This is a genomic window from Pontibacter virosus, from assembly GCF_003096355.1.
In the GTDB taxonomy this organism is placed as follows: domain Bacteria; phylum Bacteroidota; class Bacteroidia; order Cytophagales; family Hymenobacteraceae; genus Pontibacter; species Pontibacter virosus.
Map to the genome: position 1 here is coordinate 36,795 of NZ_QEKI01000017.1, position 17,191 is coordinate 53,985.

Annotated in this window: 14 protein-coding genes; 10 read left to right on the forward strand and 4 right to left on the reverse strand. The window is 49.4% G+C overall.

Annotated features, from left to right (window positions below; all coding sequences use genetic code 11):
• Positions 1 to 12 precede the first annotated feature (12 nt).
• The 7 genes from C8E01_RS18530 (at position 13) to C8E01_RS18560 (ending at position 7,374) form a co-directional block, all read left to right on the forward strand.
• Positions 13 to 774, forward strand: a complete 762-nt coding sequence (locus C8E01_RS18530) for a hypothetical protein (protein WP_116544959.1) — start codon at positions 13 to 15, stop codon at positions 772 to 774.
• Positions 775 to 822: 48 nt separating this feature from the next.
• Positions 823 to 1,806 (forward strand): DUF1259 domain-containing protein, encoded by a 984-nt coding sequence (locus C8E01_RS18535; RefSeq protein WP_116544960.1) that lies wholly within the window; start codon positions 823 to 825, stop codon positions 1,804 to 1,806.
• A 68-nt stretch (positions 1,807 to 1,874) separates the two neighbouring features.
• The gene (locus C8E01_RS18540) at positions 1,875 to 2,507 is read left to right on the forward strand and encodes an ABC transporter ATP-binding protein (RefSeq protein WP_116544961.1); all 633 of its coding nucleotides are present in this window, start codon (positions 1,875 to 1,877) and stop codon (positions 2,505 to 2,507) included.
• 12 nt (positions 2,508 to 2,519) lie between these two features.
• A complete protein-coding gene (locus tag C8E01_RS18545; RefSeq protein WP_116544962.1) occupies positions 2,520 to 3,314 on the forward strand; it encodes an ABC transporter permease in 795 nt (264 codons plus the stop codon).
• Positions 3,315 to 3,375: 61 nt separating this feature from the next.
• A complete protein-coding gene (locus tag C8E01_RS18550; protein ID WP_165820689.1) occupies positions 3,376 to 5,568 on the forward strand; it encodes a DUF5916 domain-containing protein in 2,193 nt (730 codons plus the stop codon).
• 181 nt (positions 5,569 to 5,749) lie between these two features.
• Complete coding sequence (locus C8E01_RS18555) at positions 5,750 to 5,962, forward strand: hypothetical protein (protein ID WP_116544964.1); 213 nt, start codon at positions 5,750 to 5,752, stop codon at positions 5,960 to 5,962.
• Between the two features lie 326 nt (positions 5,963 to 6,288).
• Positions 6,289 to 7,374 carry a PDDEXK nuclease domain-containing protein gene (locus tag C8E01_RS18560; protein ID WP_116544965.1) on the forward strand — a complete coding sequence of 362 codons (1,086 nt, stop codon included), beginning with the start codon at positions 6,289 to 6,291 and terminating at the stop codon, positions 7,372 to 7,374.
• A gap of 237 nt (positions 7,375 to 7,611) precedes the next feature.
• Here the strand turns inward: C8E01_RS18560 and C8E01_RS18565 are convergent, their stop codons facing one another.
• The 4 genes from C8E01_RS18565 to C8E01_RS21990 all read right to left on the reverse strand — a co-directional run bounded on the left by C8E01_RS18565 (position 7,612) and on the right by C8E01_RS21990 (position 11,747).
• Positions 7,612 to 8,580 carry a 5'-nucleotidase gene (locus C8E01_RS18565; RefSeq protein WP_116544966.1) on the reverse strand — a complete coding sequence of 323 codons (969 nt, stop codon included), beginning with the start codon at positions 8,578 to 8,580 and terminating at the stop codon, positions 7,612 to 7,614.
• 162 nt (positions 8,581 to 8,742) lie between these two features.
• A complete protein-coding gene (locus tag C8E01_RS21485; protein WP_133242793.1) occupies positions 8,743 to 10,650 on the reverse strand; it encodes a DNA methyltransferase in 1,908 nt (635 codons plus the stop codon).
• A gap of 19 nt (positions 10,651 to 10,669) precedes the next feature.
• Positions 10,670 to 11,365 carry an MBL fold metallo-hydrolase gene (locus C8E01_RS18575; RefSeq protein ID WP_243409695.1) on the reverse strand — a complete coding sequence of 232 codons (696 nt, stop codon included), beginning with the start codon at positions 11,363 to 11,365 and terminating at the stop codon, positions 10,670 to 10,672.
• Positions 11,316 to 11,747, reverse strand: coding sequence for a hypothetical protein (locus C8E01_RS21990; protein WP_243409697.1), 432 nt, complete (start codon positions 11,745 to 11,747; stop codon positions 11,316 to 11,318). The genes C8E01_RS18575 and C8E01_RS21990 overlap by 50 nt, the downstream gene beginning before the upstream one ends.
• A gap of 601 nt (positions 11,748 to 12,348) precedes the next feature.
• Here C8E01_RS21990 and C8E01_RS18585 point away from each other — a divergent pair.
• From C8E01_RS18585 to C8E01_RS18595, 3 genes are all read left to right on the forward strand, one after another.
• The gene (locus C8E01_RS18585; RefSeq protein ID WP_089320852.1) at positions 12,349 to 12,942 is read left to right on the forward strand and encodes a TetR/AcrR family transcriptional regulator; all 594 of its coding nucleotides are present in this window, start codon (positions 12,349 to 12,351) and stop codon (positions 12,940 to 12,942) included.
• A gap of 100 nt (positions 12,943 to 13,042) precedes the next feature.
• Positions 13,043 to 14,071 carry an efflux RND transporter periplasmic adaptor subunit gene (locus tag C8E01_RS18590; protein ID WP_165820690.1) on the forward strand — a complete coding sequence of 343 codons (1,029 nt, stop codon included), beginning with the start codon at positions 13,043 to 13,045 and terminating at the stop codon, positions 14,069 to 14,071.
• A gap of 7 nt (positions 14,072 to 14,078) precedes the next feature.
• Positions 14,079 to 17,189: an efflux RND transporter permease subunit gene (locus C8E01_RS18595; RefSeq protein ID WP_089320854.1), complete on the forward strand. Its 3,111-nt coding sequence runs from the start codon at positions 14,079 to 14,081 to the stop codon at positions 17,187 to 17,189.
• Positions 17,190 to 17,191 lie beyond the last annotated feature (2 nt).

The window sequence follows — 17,191 nt, forward strand, 5'->3', positions numbered from 1 at the left end:
AATGCGATAAAGATGCGAAAAATAAACTTAATAGGGCTGCTGGCAGGCGTTTGCTTTAGCTGTAATCAGCAAAACCAGCCGATCGGCACCACTGATAACGATACCCGGCAGGAAGAGGCCACTACCGTGACCACCCAACCTATAAGCCAACCGGAAGGGGTGAGACAAAATGTGGGGAACACCGTCTCCTTTGATTTCGAGGAGGCGCCTGAAGGAAAGTTGCCGGAAAATTGGAGCGCTCATAAAACCGGCAAGGGAAGTGAGATTAACTGGGGGATTGTGAATGACAGCGGCAACAAAGTGCTGGCGCAGTTAGCCGGCGACAACCCTAACAACCACTTTAATGTGGCCGTAAACGACAGCATCACTGCCAGAAATGTTTCTTTGCAGGCCCGGCTCAAATCGTTAAGGGGTAGAATGGACCAGGGCGGCGGGTTTGTCTGGCGGTTCCAGGACCCCGGAAACTATTACGTGGTTCGGGCGAACCCCCTGGAGGATAACGTGGTGCTTTACAAGGTAGAAAAAGGGAAAAGGACAGATCTGCCTTTAGTAGGGCAGGGAAGGACTTACGGCACCAAGACTGAGGTGCAGGGTGATGGTTGGAATGATCTCCGGCTGGAAGCCCGTGACAGCCTCTTTACCGTGTACTATAACGAAATGGAGTTGTTCAGGGTCATTGACAAAACCTTCCCCCAGGCCGGCAAAGTTGGATTCTGGACCAAAGCCGATGCCGTGACCTATTTTGATGACCTGCAGGTAGAAGTATTACCGTAAGTATAATTTTAAACATAAATTTTCAGATAAAAATTAACACTGGACTTCATGAAGAACATCATAAACCGTCGACAGGCCCTTCGTGCTACTGCGTTACTGGGCACGCTGCCCCTTATAGGTATACCTGAGTTACAGGCAGCCCCGCAAAAAGGGAAAACACCTCCTCTTAGCTCGCAGGAGATTGCGGCCATTGAAGCTGCCATGGGTAAGAAAGGAACTTATAAAGAGGCCGAAGCCACGCATACCACGGCGCTGCCTAGAAATGATTTAAAGGTCAAGATAAAGGGCGAAGCCGTACCGATTTCCTTCGGATTTGGTGGCTGGGCCGCTATTAAGAAAACCGTGGATGGTAAGACCGCGATGCTGATGAGCGACACGGTGCTGCTGCAGGAGGAGGTAAACCCTTTGATCTCCGCGGCCCATGCCAATGGCTTGGAGGTAAGCGCTATCCACAACCATTTCTTTTACGAAGAACCGCGCATCTTTTACATGCACCTGCATGGGATGGGTACCCCGGCAGAGCTGGCAAAGAAGTTTGCCGCGACCATCAGCCAAAGCAAGATCTCCCCTGCAAACCAACCCAAAACCACTACAGCTGTTGGTTCGGCGGGGGATCAAAGATTTTACACACCAGCCCTGGATGGCATCGTCGGGCATAAAGGCACGGTGAACGGCCCCACCTACAAATACACCGTGGGACGTGAAGATTTAACCATCATGGCCATGGGTACGGAGCTGACGCCATCCATCGGGTTGAACTCCTGGGCCTCCTTTGCCGGGGATAGAGATAATGCCCACGTAGCTGGAGATATTGCGATGCTGGAACCTGAAGTAAACCCTGTGATAGCGGCTCTCCGTCGAAATAATCTGGAAGTGGTGGCCCTGCACAACCATATGCTCGGCGACGACCCGCGCATGATATTTCTGCACTATTATGGGCGTGGGCAGGCGAGAGAATTGGCAAAGGGCTTCCGGGCAGCACTTGACGAGTTGGGCAGGCATGGCAAGGCAATGAACCATAAAAAGCATTGATGTTACAAAAGCTAAAGCCCCTATCCATGCAGCGCATGTTTTAGGGGCGGGCTTCTGAACGCATAAAGATGATTCATGCCAAAGATGTAGTAGTTAGGTTTGATCAGGAGACTGTTCTGGATAATTTGTCTTTTAAAGTGGGACAAAGCGATAAAGTGGCCGTAAAGGGGCCGTCAGGATCGGGGAAAAGTACCCTGCTGCATGTGCTGATGGGTTTTGTGATACCAGAAAGCGGTGAAATAATCATTGCAGGGCACCCTTTGAGCCAAGAGCATATTCAGAAGATACGTTCCCAAATAGCCTGGCTACCCCAGGAGCTGCCCCTGCTCCTTGATCGGGTGCGGGATTTGTTGCTGATGCCTTTCTCCTTTGCCCGCAACAAGCACCTGCTGCCATCTGACAGGGAGGTAGCAGAGGTTTTTGAGGCTTTCCGGCTGGAGACCACCTTACTGAACAAACCTTTGCAGGAGATATCGGGTGGGCAGAAGCAACGGGTCGCATTAGCATCCTGTGTGCTGATGAAAAGGCCCCTGCTTCTGCTGGATGAACCAACCTCCGCGCTGGATGCTGTGACGAAGCAGTGCGTCATGGACTACCTTTTTAATCTTCGGGAAGTAACGATACTGGCGCTTTCTCATGACCAGGAATGGATTGCCCGTTCCGATGGGGTTATCTCTTTAGGAAACGCGTCACATCATTAAATTAGCAGGAACGTGGACGGGATAAAGGATATACAATGGCCTTTTTTACTGCTCGGTTACCTGTTGCTGCTGCTGCCCCTTGCCCTGCTGGGGTACTACCGTACGGGACTGATAAAGCCCACTCTTATGGCGGTGGCCAGAATGACAATCCAATTGTCTCTGGTAGGCCTTTACCTGGAGTTTATCTTCAAGCTGGACAACGTCTGGGTCAACCTGCTCTGGATCATCCTGATGGTGGCTTTTGCCTCGCTGGCGGTTATCAGCAGGACCAGCCTTACGCATAGGCTTTATCTTATACCTGTTTTCTGGGCCATTGGCCTTAGTCTCACCGTGATAGTAGCGTACTTTTTCACTGTAGTGATCAGGCTGGAGAACTACTTTGAAGCTCGGTACCTGATTCCAATTACCGGTATGTTGCTGGGTAACTGCATGCACAGCAACATCATCGGACTGAATGCTTACTATAGCAGACTCCGCCTGGAACAGCAGCTATACCGCTACGCGCTGGCTAACGGCGCCACCCGCGGAGAAGCACTTCACCCCTTTGTACGGGATGCTCTGGTCAAGGCCTTCAACCCCTCTATCGCCAGCATGGCCGTGATTGGCCTGGTGTCGCTGCCTGGGATGATGACAGGGCAGATATTGGGCGGAAGCGACCCTAGTGTGGCCATAAAATACCAGCTCATGATCATGGTCACCATTTTCACCTCCTCCCTTCTCACGGTACTCCTGACGATTTTCTTCGCTAACCGATATGCCTTTGATGCCTATGATAATTTCAAGCTTGACAGCCTCAAGCCCCAGTAGCATAATAGCAAAAGCAGTCTCACATGTAACTGTCCACTAAACCTGCGCAACCTGTGTCAATATGTACAAAGACCTCCTCTTCCGTTGCTTTTGTGTTCTCTCTTGCCTCTTGACGGCTCCCTGTTATGAAACCGTGGCGCAGGTGAGTCTGCCTGATACTATCCGGACTAACTTCACAGAAGCAGGGATCCAGCTCGATGGCATCCTGGATGAGCCTGCCTGGAAAGAAGCTACCCGGATCTCTAATTTTACCCAGCGGGAGTTAAACGAGGGTGAGCTGGCCACCGAACGCACGGAGGTGGCTGTGGTGTACACGCAGAAGGCCCTCTACATCGGAGCCTGGTGCTACGACCGGGAGCCAGATAAAATAATCGCAAAGGAACTTAGAAGGGACTTCAACCACAGTGTGGATGATAACTTCGAGGTCATCATTGATACGTACCTCGACAAGCGGAACGGTTTTCTGTTCATCGTCAACCCTAACGGGGCCCGCAAAGATGCCCAGGTTTTAAATAATGGGGGCAGCTTTAACGTCAACTGGAATGGGGTCTGGAATGTAAAGACCTCCATCACCGCGGAAGGATGGTTTGCTGAGTTTGAAATACCCTTCTCCACCTTAAAATTCAGGTCAGGTCTTGAACAGCAGGTTTGGGGGATAAACTTCGAACGTAACATCCGCCGGAAACGGGAACAAATCCTGTGGCAGGGGTGGTCGAGGGATTCAGAATTGGAGTTTGTCAATCGGGCAGGAGCGTTGAAAGGATTGAGCAACATTGAAGACAAGGCTTTTGTGGAGGTGAAACCCTATGGCATTGCCGGAATGCAACTCAACAGAAGAGATGCTAATAAAGGGGTGCTCAATGCGGGTGGGGATGTGAATTACTTGGTGACACCTACGCTCCGGCTAAACCTTACGGTCAACACCGACTTTGCACAGGTGGAGGCGGACCGGGCGCAAATCAACCTGACCCGGTTCCCGGTGTTTTTCCCGGAGCGGCGTGAGTTTTTCCTGGAGGGGGAAGACTACTTTGACATGGGGCTCGGTGACCGGATAATAGGCTTTTATAGCAGAAGGATAGGGCTTAACCAAAACCGAGAGCCGGTGTCCATTATAGCAGGGGCAAGGATGTTGGGCAAGATCAACAACTCCACGGTTGGGGCGATGAGCTTACAGACGGCCGAACAAGGCAGCGGGGAAAACCATTCCCCCACTACCAATTATACGGTGCTAAGCTGGCGGCAGGATGTGCTAAAGCAGTCAAGCGTAGGTATCATGTCTACGAACAAATACGCCCAGGGACGTCATCACAGCACCACAGGGGGATACGCCCGCTACAGTACCTCTTCCCTTTTCGGAGACAAGAACCTGATGGCTGGCGGAGCTTACGCCCGAAACTATAACTCAGATGGCACGCCGGCTGACGCCAGCGCTCACCGTTTCTTTGTCAGCTACCCCAATGACCGCATCCAGTTTGACGCAGCCTGGAACCGCAGTGCGACCAACTTTAACCCGGAGGTAGGTTTCCTGAGTCGGGATAACTTTCAGGAGTTTTACACCGAGCTGGAGTTCCGGCCCCGCCCCACCAAGAACTTCCTGCGCTGGATCAGGCAGTTCAGTTTTAAGCCGCTGGACATGAACTGGTTCATTTACGATGACACCAAGCAGATGCAGAGCTTCTTCTACGAGATCAGGCCGCTGGGCTTCGAGACAAGGGGCGGCGAGTCTTTCGAGTTTAATATTCAGCGCCGCGGGGAGGGAGTCAGGGAGCCCTTTGAGATTGGCAGAGGGATTTTTATACAGCCAGGTGACTATTGGCAAACCCGGTATGAGATACAAGCCAGCACCTTTTCTAGCCGGGAGTTCTCGGTAGGCACTGCCGTTAATTGGGGCAGGTTCTATGACGGTAAAATAACAGAAAGTGCCTTCGGCCTCAATTGGCGTGCAAGCCGTTACCTGAACGCCAACCTAAATTACGAACATAATTGGGTGAGCCTGCCGGAAGGGAGCTTCCATGCCAGGTTAGTCAACAGCCAAATCGCTTATGCGCTGAGCCCGAATGTATTCGGCTCCCTGTTTGGCCAATGGAACGATGAGGACAGGGAAGCCATTTTGAACTACCGGCTCCACATCATCCCCAGGATAGGCACGGATTTCTTCTTTATCGTGAACCAGCTCTACGACACCTCCGGCCTGGGATGGAAGCTGACCCAGACGCTCATTATCGGCAAATTGATTTGGCGGTTCGTGCTATGAGGACCACATTCCCGCTAAGAACAGAAGGTTATCAAAAATATGCCGCTGCTATAGGAGGGACAAGACAGCATAACGCGATCACAAAGAAGCAACCATTAAATGGTTGACAACCACAGGATCATTCTATTGGTTATCAAGCATATATTTTAACCCTTTAACAAACCCTAGCAACACCAGTATTGTGGCAGAAATCCCAGAAAGCCCTCCGCTCGGCTTCCTTCCGTTCGCCAAGCTTGAAAAGGATTATCGTCCACTTGAACAAAAAGTCCGGAAAGCCGCTGTCATCCGGGAAGTTTTTGTTGACATGGTTGAGGTAGCTAAGTTCGCCCGGGAAGTCATTAAGTTGAATGTAAAGCGCCAGTGGCAAGTATTAGAGCCCCAGCTGTCGTTATAAGCGCTGCTCCACCGATTCTTGCCAGCCGCAAGGGTTAATTTGATCTGCCAGATCTTGCTTTTGATGCTTTCTTGGAGCTCCGGTGTCATAAGTGTTGCTTGAGCAGCTCCTTCCCCTTGCGCAGTACTTTACCTAAGCCGTATAGGTGAAAATTTATAATTTATTAAATGTCTTATAATTTTGCGATATGTTAAACAGCAAACGGTCTGTTTTGCTTCACACATCGTTTCGTCTCCAGCCGCGAGTGATGCAATGTCCCTACAGCCGTAGTTGACAAGGAGAGCCAAAGTGTTACCTTTGTGACCGTTCACCTTACCGGATTCTTCATGTCACAGGACCAATTCTCTGAAATCACTACGTTCATCCAACAAGCCAGAAGCAGTGCCCTGAGAGCCGTCAACACAGAGCTGATCAATCTGTACTGGCAGGTGGGGGAGTACATCAGCAGGCGGATCGCCACCGCCAGTTGGGGCGAGAAAACAGTCGATGAGTTGGCCGCCTACTTAAAACGAAACCACCCGGAGCTGAAAGGCTTCAACCGGAGGGGGCTGTACCGTATGAAGCAATTCTATGACACCTACTCCACAAGCGCTTTAGCGCCATCGCCAGGACCGCAGGCACCGACAGCCGGGGAGCAGGAGCCTCAAATTGTGTCATCGCCAATGACACAATTAGGGTCAAGCAGCCTGAGCGGCAGTGAGCTGGCCAAAGTAAGCTGGACTCATCACCTGGTGCTGCTGTCACGGGCCAGAACGGAGGAGGAACGGGAGTTTTACCTGCGCCTCTGCATTCAGGAGAAGTACAGTGTCAAGCAGCTGGAAAGGCAGATCAACAGCGGCGTGTTCGAAAGGGTGATGCTGGGGAACCATAGCCAGCCGCCGGCGATCAAGGGACTGGACCAGGAGGTGGTGAATATCTTTAAGGACAGCTATGTCTTTGAGTTTCTGAACCTGCCGGAGCCGCACAGTGAGGGGGTGCTTCAAAAAGCGTTGATCGCCCAGATGAGGAGCTTCATTCTGGAGCTGGGCAGGGACTTTTTGTTTGTGGGGGAAGAGTACAGGCTTCAGGTCGGGAATAGCGATTTCTATATAGACCTGCTTTTCTATCACCGGGGTTTGCAGTGCCTGGTCGCCTTTGAGCTGAAGGCCGACAAGTTCAAGCCGGAGCATCTGGGGCAGCTTAACTTTTACCTGGAGGCGCTGGACCGGGACGTGAAGAAGTCGAACGAGAACCCCAGCATCGGCATCCTACTCTGTAAAGACAGGGACACAGAAGTGGTCGAGTACGCCCTGAGCAGGAACCTATCCCCGGCCTTGGTGGCCGAGTACAGGACCCAGCTGCCAAATAAGGAGCTGCTCCAGCAAAAACTGCATATGCTGTTTGAGGCAAACCAAGAAGGCAGTGAATTATAGCCAAGTGGCCTGCTTCCTCTAATTCCTCGGTGACTTTGTTTTACATAAAAGATGTTATAGAATTCCTAAAATTGCGCTTTAAAAGCACAGTCAAAATTGAAGGGTTAATTATAAAAGAAAAGGCTCCTCATCCCGAGGAGCCTTTTCTTTTATATAATCGCTAAGGCAGGCCTATATTAGGCCATTGGCCTTTTGGCGGTGAATCTCCCGTAGTGGTTACAGGCAGAGCTTGTGATTTTATTCTTTCTTCTTGTCTTCAACAGATTCAATCACAATAGCTTTATTCATCATTTTTAACAACGGTGAGTCAGAGGCGTAGGGCACTTTTCCTGATGGAACTACTTTGGATGACTCGGCTAAGTGAACTTCTTGGTCATCAAAAAATATGTGCGCGCCGAAGGCTTTGAGAACATTGTCTTTTGAAAGGCCACCCAAGAAATAAGCCTCATCCACATAAACGCCCCACTTCCTTAAAGTTTTTATTACACGCATGTGCGAAGGCGCATTCCTTGCTGTCACAATTGCTATTCTCAAGGGCGATAGTTCAACTGTGGTGGGCAACTCATCCTGAATTTTAGAAAGTTTGATCAATAACTTCGCAAATGGTCCTTCTCCTAAGGGTTCATTTTCATGATCACTCTCATACTTATGAAATGCCTCCATACCTTCTGTCTTATACCGATGTTCAGACTCGTCTGAAAAAAGAACTGCATCAGCATCAAAAGCAATTTTCACGCGATTGTCTGTCGGCTTGAATTCAGTTGGTGGCTCATAAATGAATGCGGCAGCGGACTTTTTAGAATCTATAACTGCTTGAACATCTTTTGTGTCCTTACTCAGGAACAAATCAATGTCAAAGGCGTCAATGTAAGGTGCTAAGGGTTCGCCTCCGCTAAAAGCCATTCTTGTGATGTCCAGTTCGTATTTGCGGACAGAATTCATAATACGAACACCGGTTTCCGGACTATTTCTTGACATTACAACAACTTCAACGATTCGCTTTCTTGCATCCTGATTAAGATACAGTAAACTCTGAACCAAATGGAAAGCTGTTCCTGGTTCTAATGACTGGTCTTCATGTTCCTGCTGGTATTTTCTATAACCTGAAATTCCTTGTGAATTAAAGATTTCATTTTCCTTTTCTAGGTTAAACAGAGCTCTGCTCGATACTCCGACTACTAGTATTTCGGAAAGATTTAATGCCATGTTTATTTTTTCGCTATAAATGTTTTAAAATTGATTGTTCTGCTCATAGCTACTGGAGGCATTAGGGCAGCACATCCTAGCTGTTGCTATTGCATATTTACATAGCAGAATAGTATAGTTTATAACTGCTAGCAATGAAGCCTCATTGATAATACCTTCTTTCTACTTTACATATTGATCCTGCTCTGTTTTGCGCAGCAAGCCCAGACCATGAAGCGTTTGCAGCAGGCTGTCGATTTGCTGCAGACGCTGCGGCTGCTGCAACTTGGCTATGGGTTTGAACTGGTGCAGCAAGTCTTCAGCTGTGGCCGGGCGCTCGTGCAGTTGCAGAGCGCGTTGTACGGCTTGTGCCTGTTCCGAGAGCGTTTTTGGCCAGGCCGGCACCTCTTTGGCGGTGGCTTTTATAGTTTTAGCTTTTGCTTCTATGCCCATGTCGGCTTGCTGGGCGCCTTGCGGGTTCTGGTAGGCGGGGCGGAGCCAGCGGATGTGGCCGCGTGCTTCTTCGGCGGCGCGTTCCTTGTTCAGGGCCACGAGGCGCTCGAGTATGGCCTCTTCAGGCAAATTGTTAGGCCAGCCATAGGCGGCGGCAACGGCGGCATCCAGCTCCTGGTGCAGCTGCAAGAGTATACTTACCAGCCCTTGTTCGTGGGTTTTCTGCTCTTTGGCGTTCAGCGCCTCACCCGACCGCAGTTTTTCGAGCACGTTATACATGTCGGTGATGGTGAGCGTGGGGTGCTGCGCCTGCCGCTGCTTGCGGTGCGCGTCCAGCTGCTCGGCTATACCTCGAATCTGCTCCTGCTGCGCTTCGGTTGGGGTAGGGAAGGGGAAGGGCTGAAAGCAACGTGTGCTATTGTAACGAGAGTCATTCCCAACACCAAGTCTTCCTCCTGCTACTGATGACCAAGCTGTATGAATTTCACTTGATAATACCCATAAAAACAAACTGTCATCAAGGCTTATTGCAACAAGAGTGTTGTCTGGAGAGATTTGTTTATCGAAAAATGAAAAGACTCTGTGTCTTGCAGTTTGGGTTGTAATAATATACCTGTCTAATGACTTTAGAGAAGGCCTGAATGTAGCTCTTGCCTCACCAAAATACCACCAGTTTTTTCTGTATGAAGCTCTGTTATTTTGGTCTCTTTCTGGTTTAACATTATTAAGTACATGTTGGTATACCTGAGGGAATTTTGTTCTAGCTTGTTCCTCAGTGTATCCAAACAAATCAATCACAAATAAGCCTCTTGATGTTTGAGTAAAATCTCTTCCATTTAGATAAGGTTTTATGACAGATTCCATACCTTCAATTTCACCTCGACCCAGTTTCTTTGCTTCATCAAGTGTAATTAAGAAACCTGTTCCATAAAGGCCCATTCCAACACTTGACAAATTAGAATTGGCATTTAAAGAAACTGTACTTGTTAAATCTGCACCAACTGTTAAATCGGGGTTTACCGTTCCTATCTTTTCTGTAAAAGAGACTTTCCATTCTCCTTCTGCTGGAATTTCCTTAAATACTTTGTCTACTCTTCCAACTGCAGAATCAAGGCTAGCAACAGTTACTGCTATCCTTACTTGTGCTCCATCTGCACTATCTATCCATGGATGGTCAGGTATAGCATAATCTAGATTTAACGGCTTTTTAGAATCAAAAAAAGCCTGAATCACTCGTCTATTAAATGGTTGTTTTATGCTGTTGGTAGTTATAAAACCAAATCTTTCTGCTTTTTCTGCTTGAACGATTTCTGCTGCTTTTTGCCACCAGAACATAACGAAGTCTGCACTCTCTGGCACTGTACCTTTATATACTTTTCTAAGTGCATCTACATACCCATCACCCAAAGTACTACGCATTGTTTTGTCACCAATAAACGGCGGATTGCCGACAATAAAATCGGCTTCGGGCCAGGTGGCGGGTTTGGGGTCGAGGTAGTCGTAGGTGATGGTGCGGGCGGTTTCGTCGGGTACTTCCTGGCCGGTAACAGGGTGCGGTTTGGTGCTGTGGCCGTCCCAGCGGGTAACGGGCTGTCCGTTGGCGTCGAGGCGGGGTTTGCGCTCGGAGTAGCTCAGCACCGCGTCCTGCTGCTTTATGTTACCGTACTTCCTCGGGCATCATGTGGATGTATTTCCAGCTTTTATCATACTGCCCGTTTTCCAGGATTACCAGGTCAAAAGGACCAAACCGCTCACCTATAGTTTTAAAGTGGGAGTCGTAGCCGGAATCACCACCCATGTATATCCTTTTCGTGGGAGTGGTTAATACATAAGACATCCACAGGGAAACATTTCTTTTAAAACCCCTGCCTGAGAAATGCCGTGCAGGAGCGGTATTTACCCTAAAGTCCTTTTCTAACAAGATCTCTTCGTTCCAGTCTTTTTCTATTATTTTGTCGGCATTATAACCCCAGCGTTCCAGGTGAGCCCCCACTCCCAAGCCTGTTATTACTTTTTTTACCTTAGGTTCAAGAGCCTCTACGGTTTCATAATCAAGGTGGTCCCAATGGTCGTGGGTAATGAAAAGGTAATCAATATCAGGTAAGTCCGCAGGCATATACCTGTCACTCCCTTTAAAGCTCCTCGTGGTGAATTTTACCGGAGATGCACTACCGCTCAACACAGGGTCTACAAGAAATTTCTTTCCGGCCAGCTGCATGAAATAAGAAGAATGTCCAAACCAGACAATTATATCTTCCTCAGGATTCAGGTTCAGGAGATCAATCTTTTTACCGGGCAAGCTATCAGAAGGTGTTCTGCTGGCCTTGTCTCCAAGCAGAAATTCTTTCATCATGGTAAAATAACTGGCTCCTTCCGTGAGCATGGGCGTAGGATTTAAATTCTGAAACTGCCCATTTTTGTAATTTGGAGAATTTTTTACCCTTTCCAGCCTGGGTCCTGTAGGAATACTGCCAAACTGCGGCTGCTGCATAAAGAGGTACACTGCCAGCACAAGCACCAGAATAACAGCTAAAATAACAACCAACACACTCATAAGCTTGCGCATCTTTATCTAAATAATCAACTTTTTTTAAATGTCGGACAGGCTTTTTCATACCAGCGATCTCCAGGACATCCCCTTTATACGCCCGGTTAATAGCATTGAGCATTGCCTGCCCTAACTCCAGTAAAGTGTAAATGCTTTTTTGCGCCAGTTTCCGTAATATTGGGATCATCCACATTGTGTATCTGTAATATTTAATGTTCTTCTTTTCAAGCGTAGGTGTTCCAGAAGTCTGGGCCGGATCTTAAACTTTTAAAAGAAGGCCTCATAAGGTCGTTTTCGGATTTCCCTTTTACCCTTCCCTTTTCTGCGCTATCCGTGCCTGCTCCGGACACAAAGCAAAACGTCATGTTGGTATTTAACCTGACCGGGTAGAAGCAGAATCGGTGGAGGAGGTAGGTAAGCCGGAGAAACACCTGGGGTTTAACGTTGTCACCAAACCTTTTGTTTTATCCCACTTAATGCTTACTTGCCTGCACAAAGTCTACAGCTTTATAGAACATTTTCTTTGGCGGTACTGAAAGTAGCAGGTAGTCTATTATCCTTGCAGCTACCGAAGCTATACTTTCTTTTTCGAAAAAGACCCGTAACGCTCGCCCCGTTCCTTATGTCGACTTCCTTCTGTTTGACATCCTCCCATTTTTATGACTGGCCTAAAGTGGAGAATTACAGCTTCTGACACCGGTTTAATTTTTAGAGCGTTATTTGAAATTTTCCGTAATACCATCTATTTCAAAATTGTTTTTATTAGACATAAAGGATAATTTTGTCGAATGAAAACTAATGCAAATTATGATGTGGTAAAAGCCGGCATCGTGAAAGCCAGCAAACAGGTTTTCAGGCGGTACGGGTATACCAAGGTTTCCATGGATGATATTTCAAAGGCTGCCGCGAAAGGCCGTAGCACGATATATCATTACTTCAAGAACAAAAAAGAGGTTTTTGAAGCATTCGCAATCGGTGAATTCACTGAAATTATCCAGCAGGCCAAGGAGCAAATCCACCCAAATGCATCCTTGGCAGATAACCTCCTGGTGTACAATGCCAGTAAGTTAGATGGCTTGAAGGCCTTAGCTGCTGAATACGAGGGAATTTTAAGAGATCTTAGAGAGCAGGAGGGCTTGATTAGGCAACTTGGCAGAGTACTGCTTCGGGAAGAGTCTGAAGTGGTGCGGAGCCTGCTGCTTACCGGCATGGAAAGAGGGGAAATAGCAAAGTTGAGTAAAGAAGATCTGAATCTTTTGACAGAAATGATAGTAATAGCGTTGAGAAGCTTTGAACAGGAAATCTTTATCAATAACAGAATGACTGGTTTGGGAAACCGGCTAAAATGGCTTATTGACATCCTCATCAAAGGCCTGCAATGATTTTTTTTTCTTAAAGTTCGACAAAAATACTAAAAGTGTGCAAACGTTTAAATCTGATAACCCTATGCATTGTTCAAAACTACCTTTTGCAGCTGGTCTGTTGCTAACAATACTGAGTTCGTCCTGCAGTGATGAAGCGCAGACAGAGAAGGTGTTGCAGCCTGTAAGAGTAGAAACTCTGGCGTTAGCCACTGCGCAGGCACAAGGCGGTTCCATACAGTACACCGGCACTGTCAGGCCATCCAAGGCGGTTCGGCTGAGTTTCATGGTGTCTGGAAACGTGGTATCAATACCGGTGGAGCAAGGGCAGTATGTGAAGAAAGGACAGCTGCTTGCAACCCTCGATGAAACTACCTACCGCCGCCAGTATGAGGCCCAGCTGGCGCAGCTGCGGCTGGCGGAAGAGAACTATAAGCGTGTGGCAGAAGTGTACAGCAAAGGCAGTATCGCGGAAATCAATATGCTGCAGGCCAGGTCTCAGTTTGAGCAGGCACAGGCGGCGGCCAGAGCCACTTACCAGAATATTGCTCACACAAAGTTGTATGCGCCCCAGAGCGGGTATATCGGGTCCAAATATGTGGAGGTCGGTTCGCTGGCAAGTCCGGGTGTGCCGGTAGTTGAGATTGTGGATATTTCGCCGGTAGTTGTGGAAGTGCCGGTGCCTGAAGCTGAAGTCAACTCCTATGCGCAAGGCGATACAGCCACCGTGCAGGTGCAGGCATCGGGAGGTGAAAAGAGGACAGGAACAGTGGATGAAGTGGCTGTGCTTGCAGCAGCGGGCACTCCCAACTATACTGTTAAAATCAGCCTGCCCAACCCGGAGGAGCAGCTAAAGCCAGGAATGGTAGGCACGGTAGTTTTTGAAAACAAAAAGGGCGAAGCGGCCGACGCAACAGGCAGCAGACAGATCATTGTGCCGGTTCAGGCAGTTCAGGCTGAGTTGAACGGGCAGAATTTTGTATATGTCGCCAGCCCGGATGGGCAGAAAGCCATCCGCAAAAACGTGCGCACCGGAAATTTGTATAACAGCGGCATTGAGGTGACAGAAGGCTTGCAAGGCTCCGAAACCTTGATTGTATCCGGCTACCATAAGCTTGCCGACAACAGTCCCATTCAAATCATCCGATAAACAGCACATGAAAGGAAAAAGCAACATTGTGGAATGGGCGATGCAGAACAAAGCCCTTCCGCTCACTTTGGCAGCCGTACTGGTGATGCTCGGCATATACGCGCTCTTTAACATGCCCCGGAATGAGTTTCCCGAATTCACCATTCGCCAGGGCGTTGTGGTAGGAATTTACCCGGGGGCTTCCTCAGAGCAGGTAGAGCAGCAGCTCACCAAAAAGGTGGAAGAGTACCTGTTTAGCTTCAACGAAGTGGATAAGACCAAGACCTATTCCTACTCCCGCGATGGCATGATGTACGTTTACGTGGAAGTGGCGGCGCGGGTAAATGACACCAACACCAGAGACTTCTGGAATAAGCTAAAGAACGGCATGCCCTTGCTGCAGGCCCAACTGCCGAAGGAGGTGCGGGGCCTGTTTGTAAACAGCGACTTCGGCAGCACCTCCGCCGTTCTGTTGGCTGTTGAGTCTGAAACCCGGCCCTACAAAGATTTACAGCAGCATGTAGAGGAAATAGAAGATGAGCTGCGGGGGATTGAAAGCCTGGCGAAGATTACCCGGGTCGGTACTTTGAATGAGCAGATCAGCATTTATGTAGACAACAGCAAGCTCATCAACTATGGCATAACCTCCGGGTCACTGATGCAGGCCCTGCAGCGGGAGGGGGCCATTAACCCGGCAGGAACTCTGGAGGGAAAGGTGATAGACCGTCCCATTCACTTGACATCCTTCTTCAAAACAGAGGCAGACCTGGCTGACCAGATCATCCGAAGTGACCCGAACGGAAATGTCATACGTCTGCGGGATATTGCAACCATCAAAAGGGAGTATGGCGAACCGGAATCATACGTGACGGCCAATGGAACCAAGGCCATCATCATTTCCATGGAAATGGCAGCAGGCAGGAACATCGTGCATTTTGGGGAAGAAGTAGAGGAGCGCCTGCAGCTAATTGAGCGCAACTTGCCCCCCGACATTCACATCACCAAGCTTGCCAACCAGCCAGAGGTGGTGGATGAGTCTATAGCCCATTTTATGAAAGAATTCGGTTATGCCCTGATTGGGGTGATTATAGTGGCCCTCCTGCTGCTGCCTTTTAGGGTAGCCTCTGTGGCGGCTGCTACTATTCCCATCACCATTGCCGCTACCCTGGCCATTATGTACCTGCTGGGGTATGAGCTGAACACGGTGACACTGGCAGCCCTGATCATTGTACTGGGTATTGTGGTAGACGACCCTATTGTGGTTATCGACAACCACGTGGAGAAACTGGACCAGGGCATGTCTGTCTGGGAGGCTGCCAGAAGCAGTGCGGTGGAACTGTTTCCCTCTGTGTTCACGGCAACGCTGGCCATTGCCGCCACCTTTGCGCCGCTCATGTTCTTCATGTCAGGTGTAGCCGCCGATTTTGTCGGCATGTTTCCTTATACTATCATTATTGCACTCTCGCTTTCGCTCATTATTTCGATGCTGCTGGTGCCGTACTTCAATACCCTTTTCATTAAAAAAGGACTGCACCTGCCCGGCGAAACAAAGGAAAAAGAGTCTATGCTGGATAGGCTGCAGCGTGTGTTCAACCGCCATATCAGCAATGCCATCAACCATCCTGTGCTCACCACCATTTTCGGGATCCTTGCCTTTGTGATCGGGGTTGTACTGATGGCGCTCCTGCCGCAGCAGCTATTCCCTAAAGTAGAGCGGAACCAGTTTGCCATGGAGATTTACCTGCCCAATGGCTATAACCTGCAGCAGACGGACAGTGTTGTGAAAAAGATGGAAGGAATAATGGCACAGGACGAGCGCATTGTCTCCTACACCAGCTTTATAGGTACGTCATCGCCACGTTTCCATACGCTTTACGCCCCTAACTTGCCAGCGGAGAACTATGCGCAGGTGCTCATCAACACCACTACAGCAGAAACCACCGAAGAGGTGTTGGCCGAGTACGCAACAAAATACAGCAACTTTTTCCCGGATGCCTATGTGCGCATGAAACAGCTGAACATGGTAAGTGCACCGGCACCCATCGAAGTACGCATTTCAGGCCAAGATCTGACAGCATTGAAACAGGTAGGCGACCAGGTGATGCAGATAGGGCAGCACCAGCCGGGCATTACCTGGGTCAGGACAGATTACGAGGAAATGAAGGAAGGCATCCAGCTGAATGTCAAGAATACCGAAGCAGCCAGACTGGGCCTAAGCAAGGAGGACATCGCCAATGTAGTCGCCATGAATATGCAGGGCCTGCCAGCCACGCAGGTGTGGGAAGGCAGCTATCCGCTGGATGTTTTAGTCAAGACATATGAAACGGCCAGAAATAACACGGGCGCCCTGCTGGAAACGCGTGTCCCGGTTCAGCAGTCGCAAACGGTAGTGCCGCTGCGGCAGGTGGCAGATATTTCACCGGTGTGGCACCAGGGCCAGATCGCACACCGCAATGGCGTCCGCACGCTCACCGTCAGAATGGACATGGTGCAGGACGCGGTTGCCAACAACCTGCTGGGAGAGATGCGCCCTGAAATAGAAAGTCTGAAGCTGCCTGAAGGAGTGCGCATCAGCTATGGCGGAGAACTGGAGATGCAGGAAGAGAACCTCACCCCGATGGGGCTGTCGCTACTGATGAGCGTCGTGGTCATTTTCCTTATCCTGGTCTGGCATTTCAAGCGCATCAAACATGCGCTGCTCAGCCTCATCACCATGCCACTTAGCATACTGGGCGCTGCTTTCGGGCTCATGCTGATGCAGTACCCCTTCGGCTTCACGTCTTTTCTGGGTTTACTGGCTTTGTGCGGTATAGTGGTACGGAACGGCATCATATTGATAGACTTTGCCGATGAGCTTCGTGAAAAGGAGGGTTTGTCGGTGAAAGAGGCGGCTCGTGTAGCGTCGGAGCGCCGTATGCGTCCCATCTTCCTCACCTCATCGGCGGCCGCAGTTGGAGTTATCCCCATGATTTTGAGTCGCTCAACGCTTTGGGGGCCGCTGGGAACCGTTATTTGCTTTGGTTTGCTTGTTTCAATGCTGCTGACGCTATTCGTGCTGCCCACCCTTTACTGGTTGTTCTTCAGAAAAGAAGACAATGAGGCAGCACATCAAGAGAAGGGTTTAACACCTACAGTTTAAGT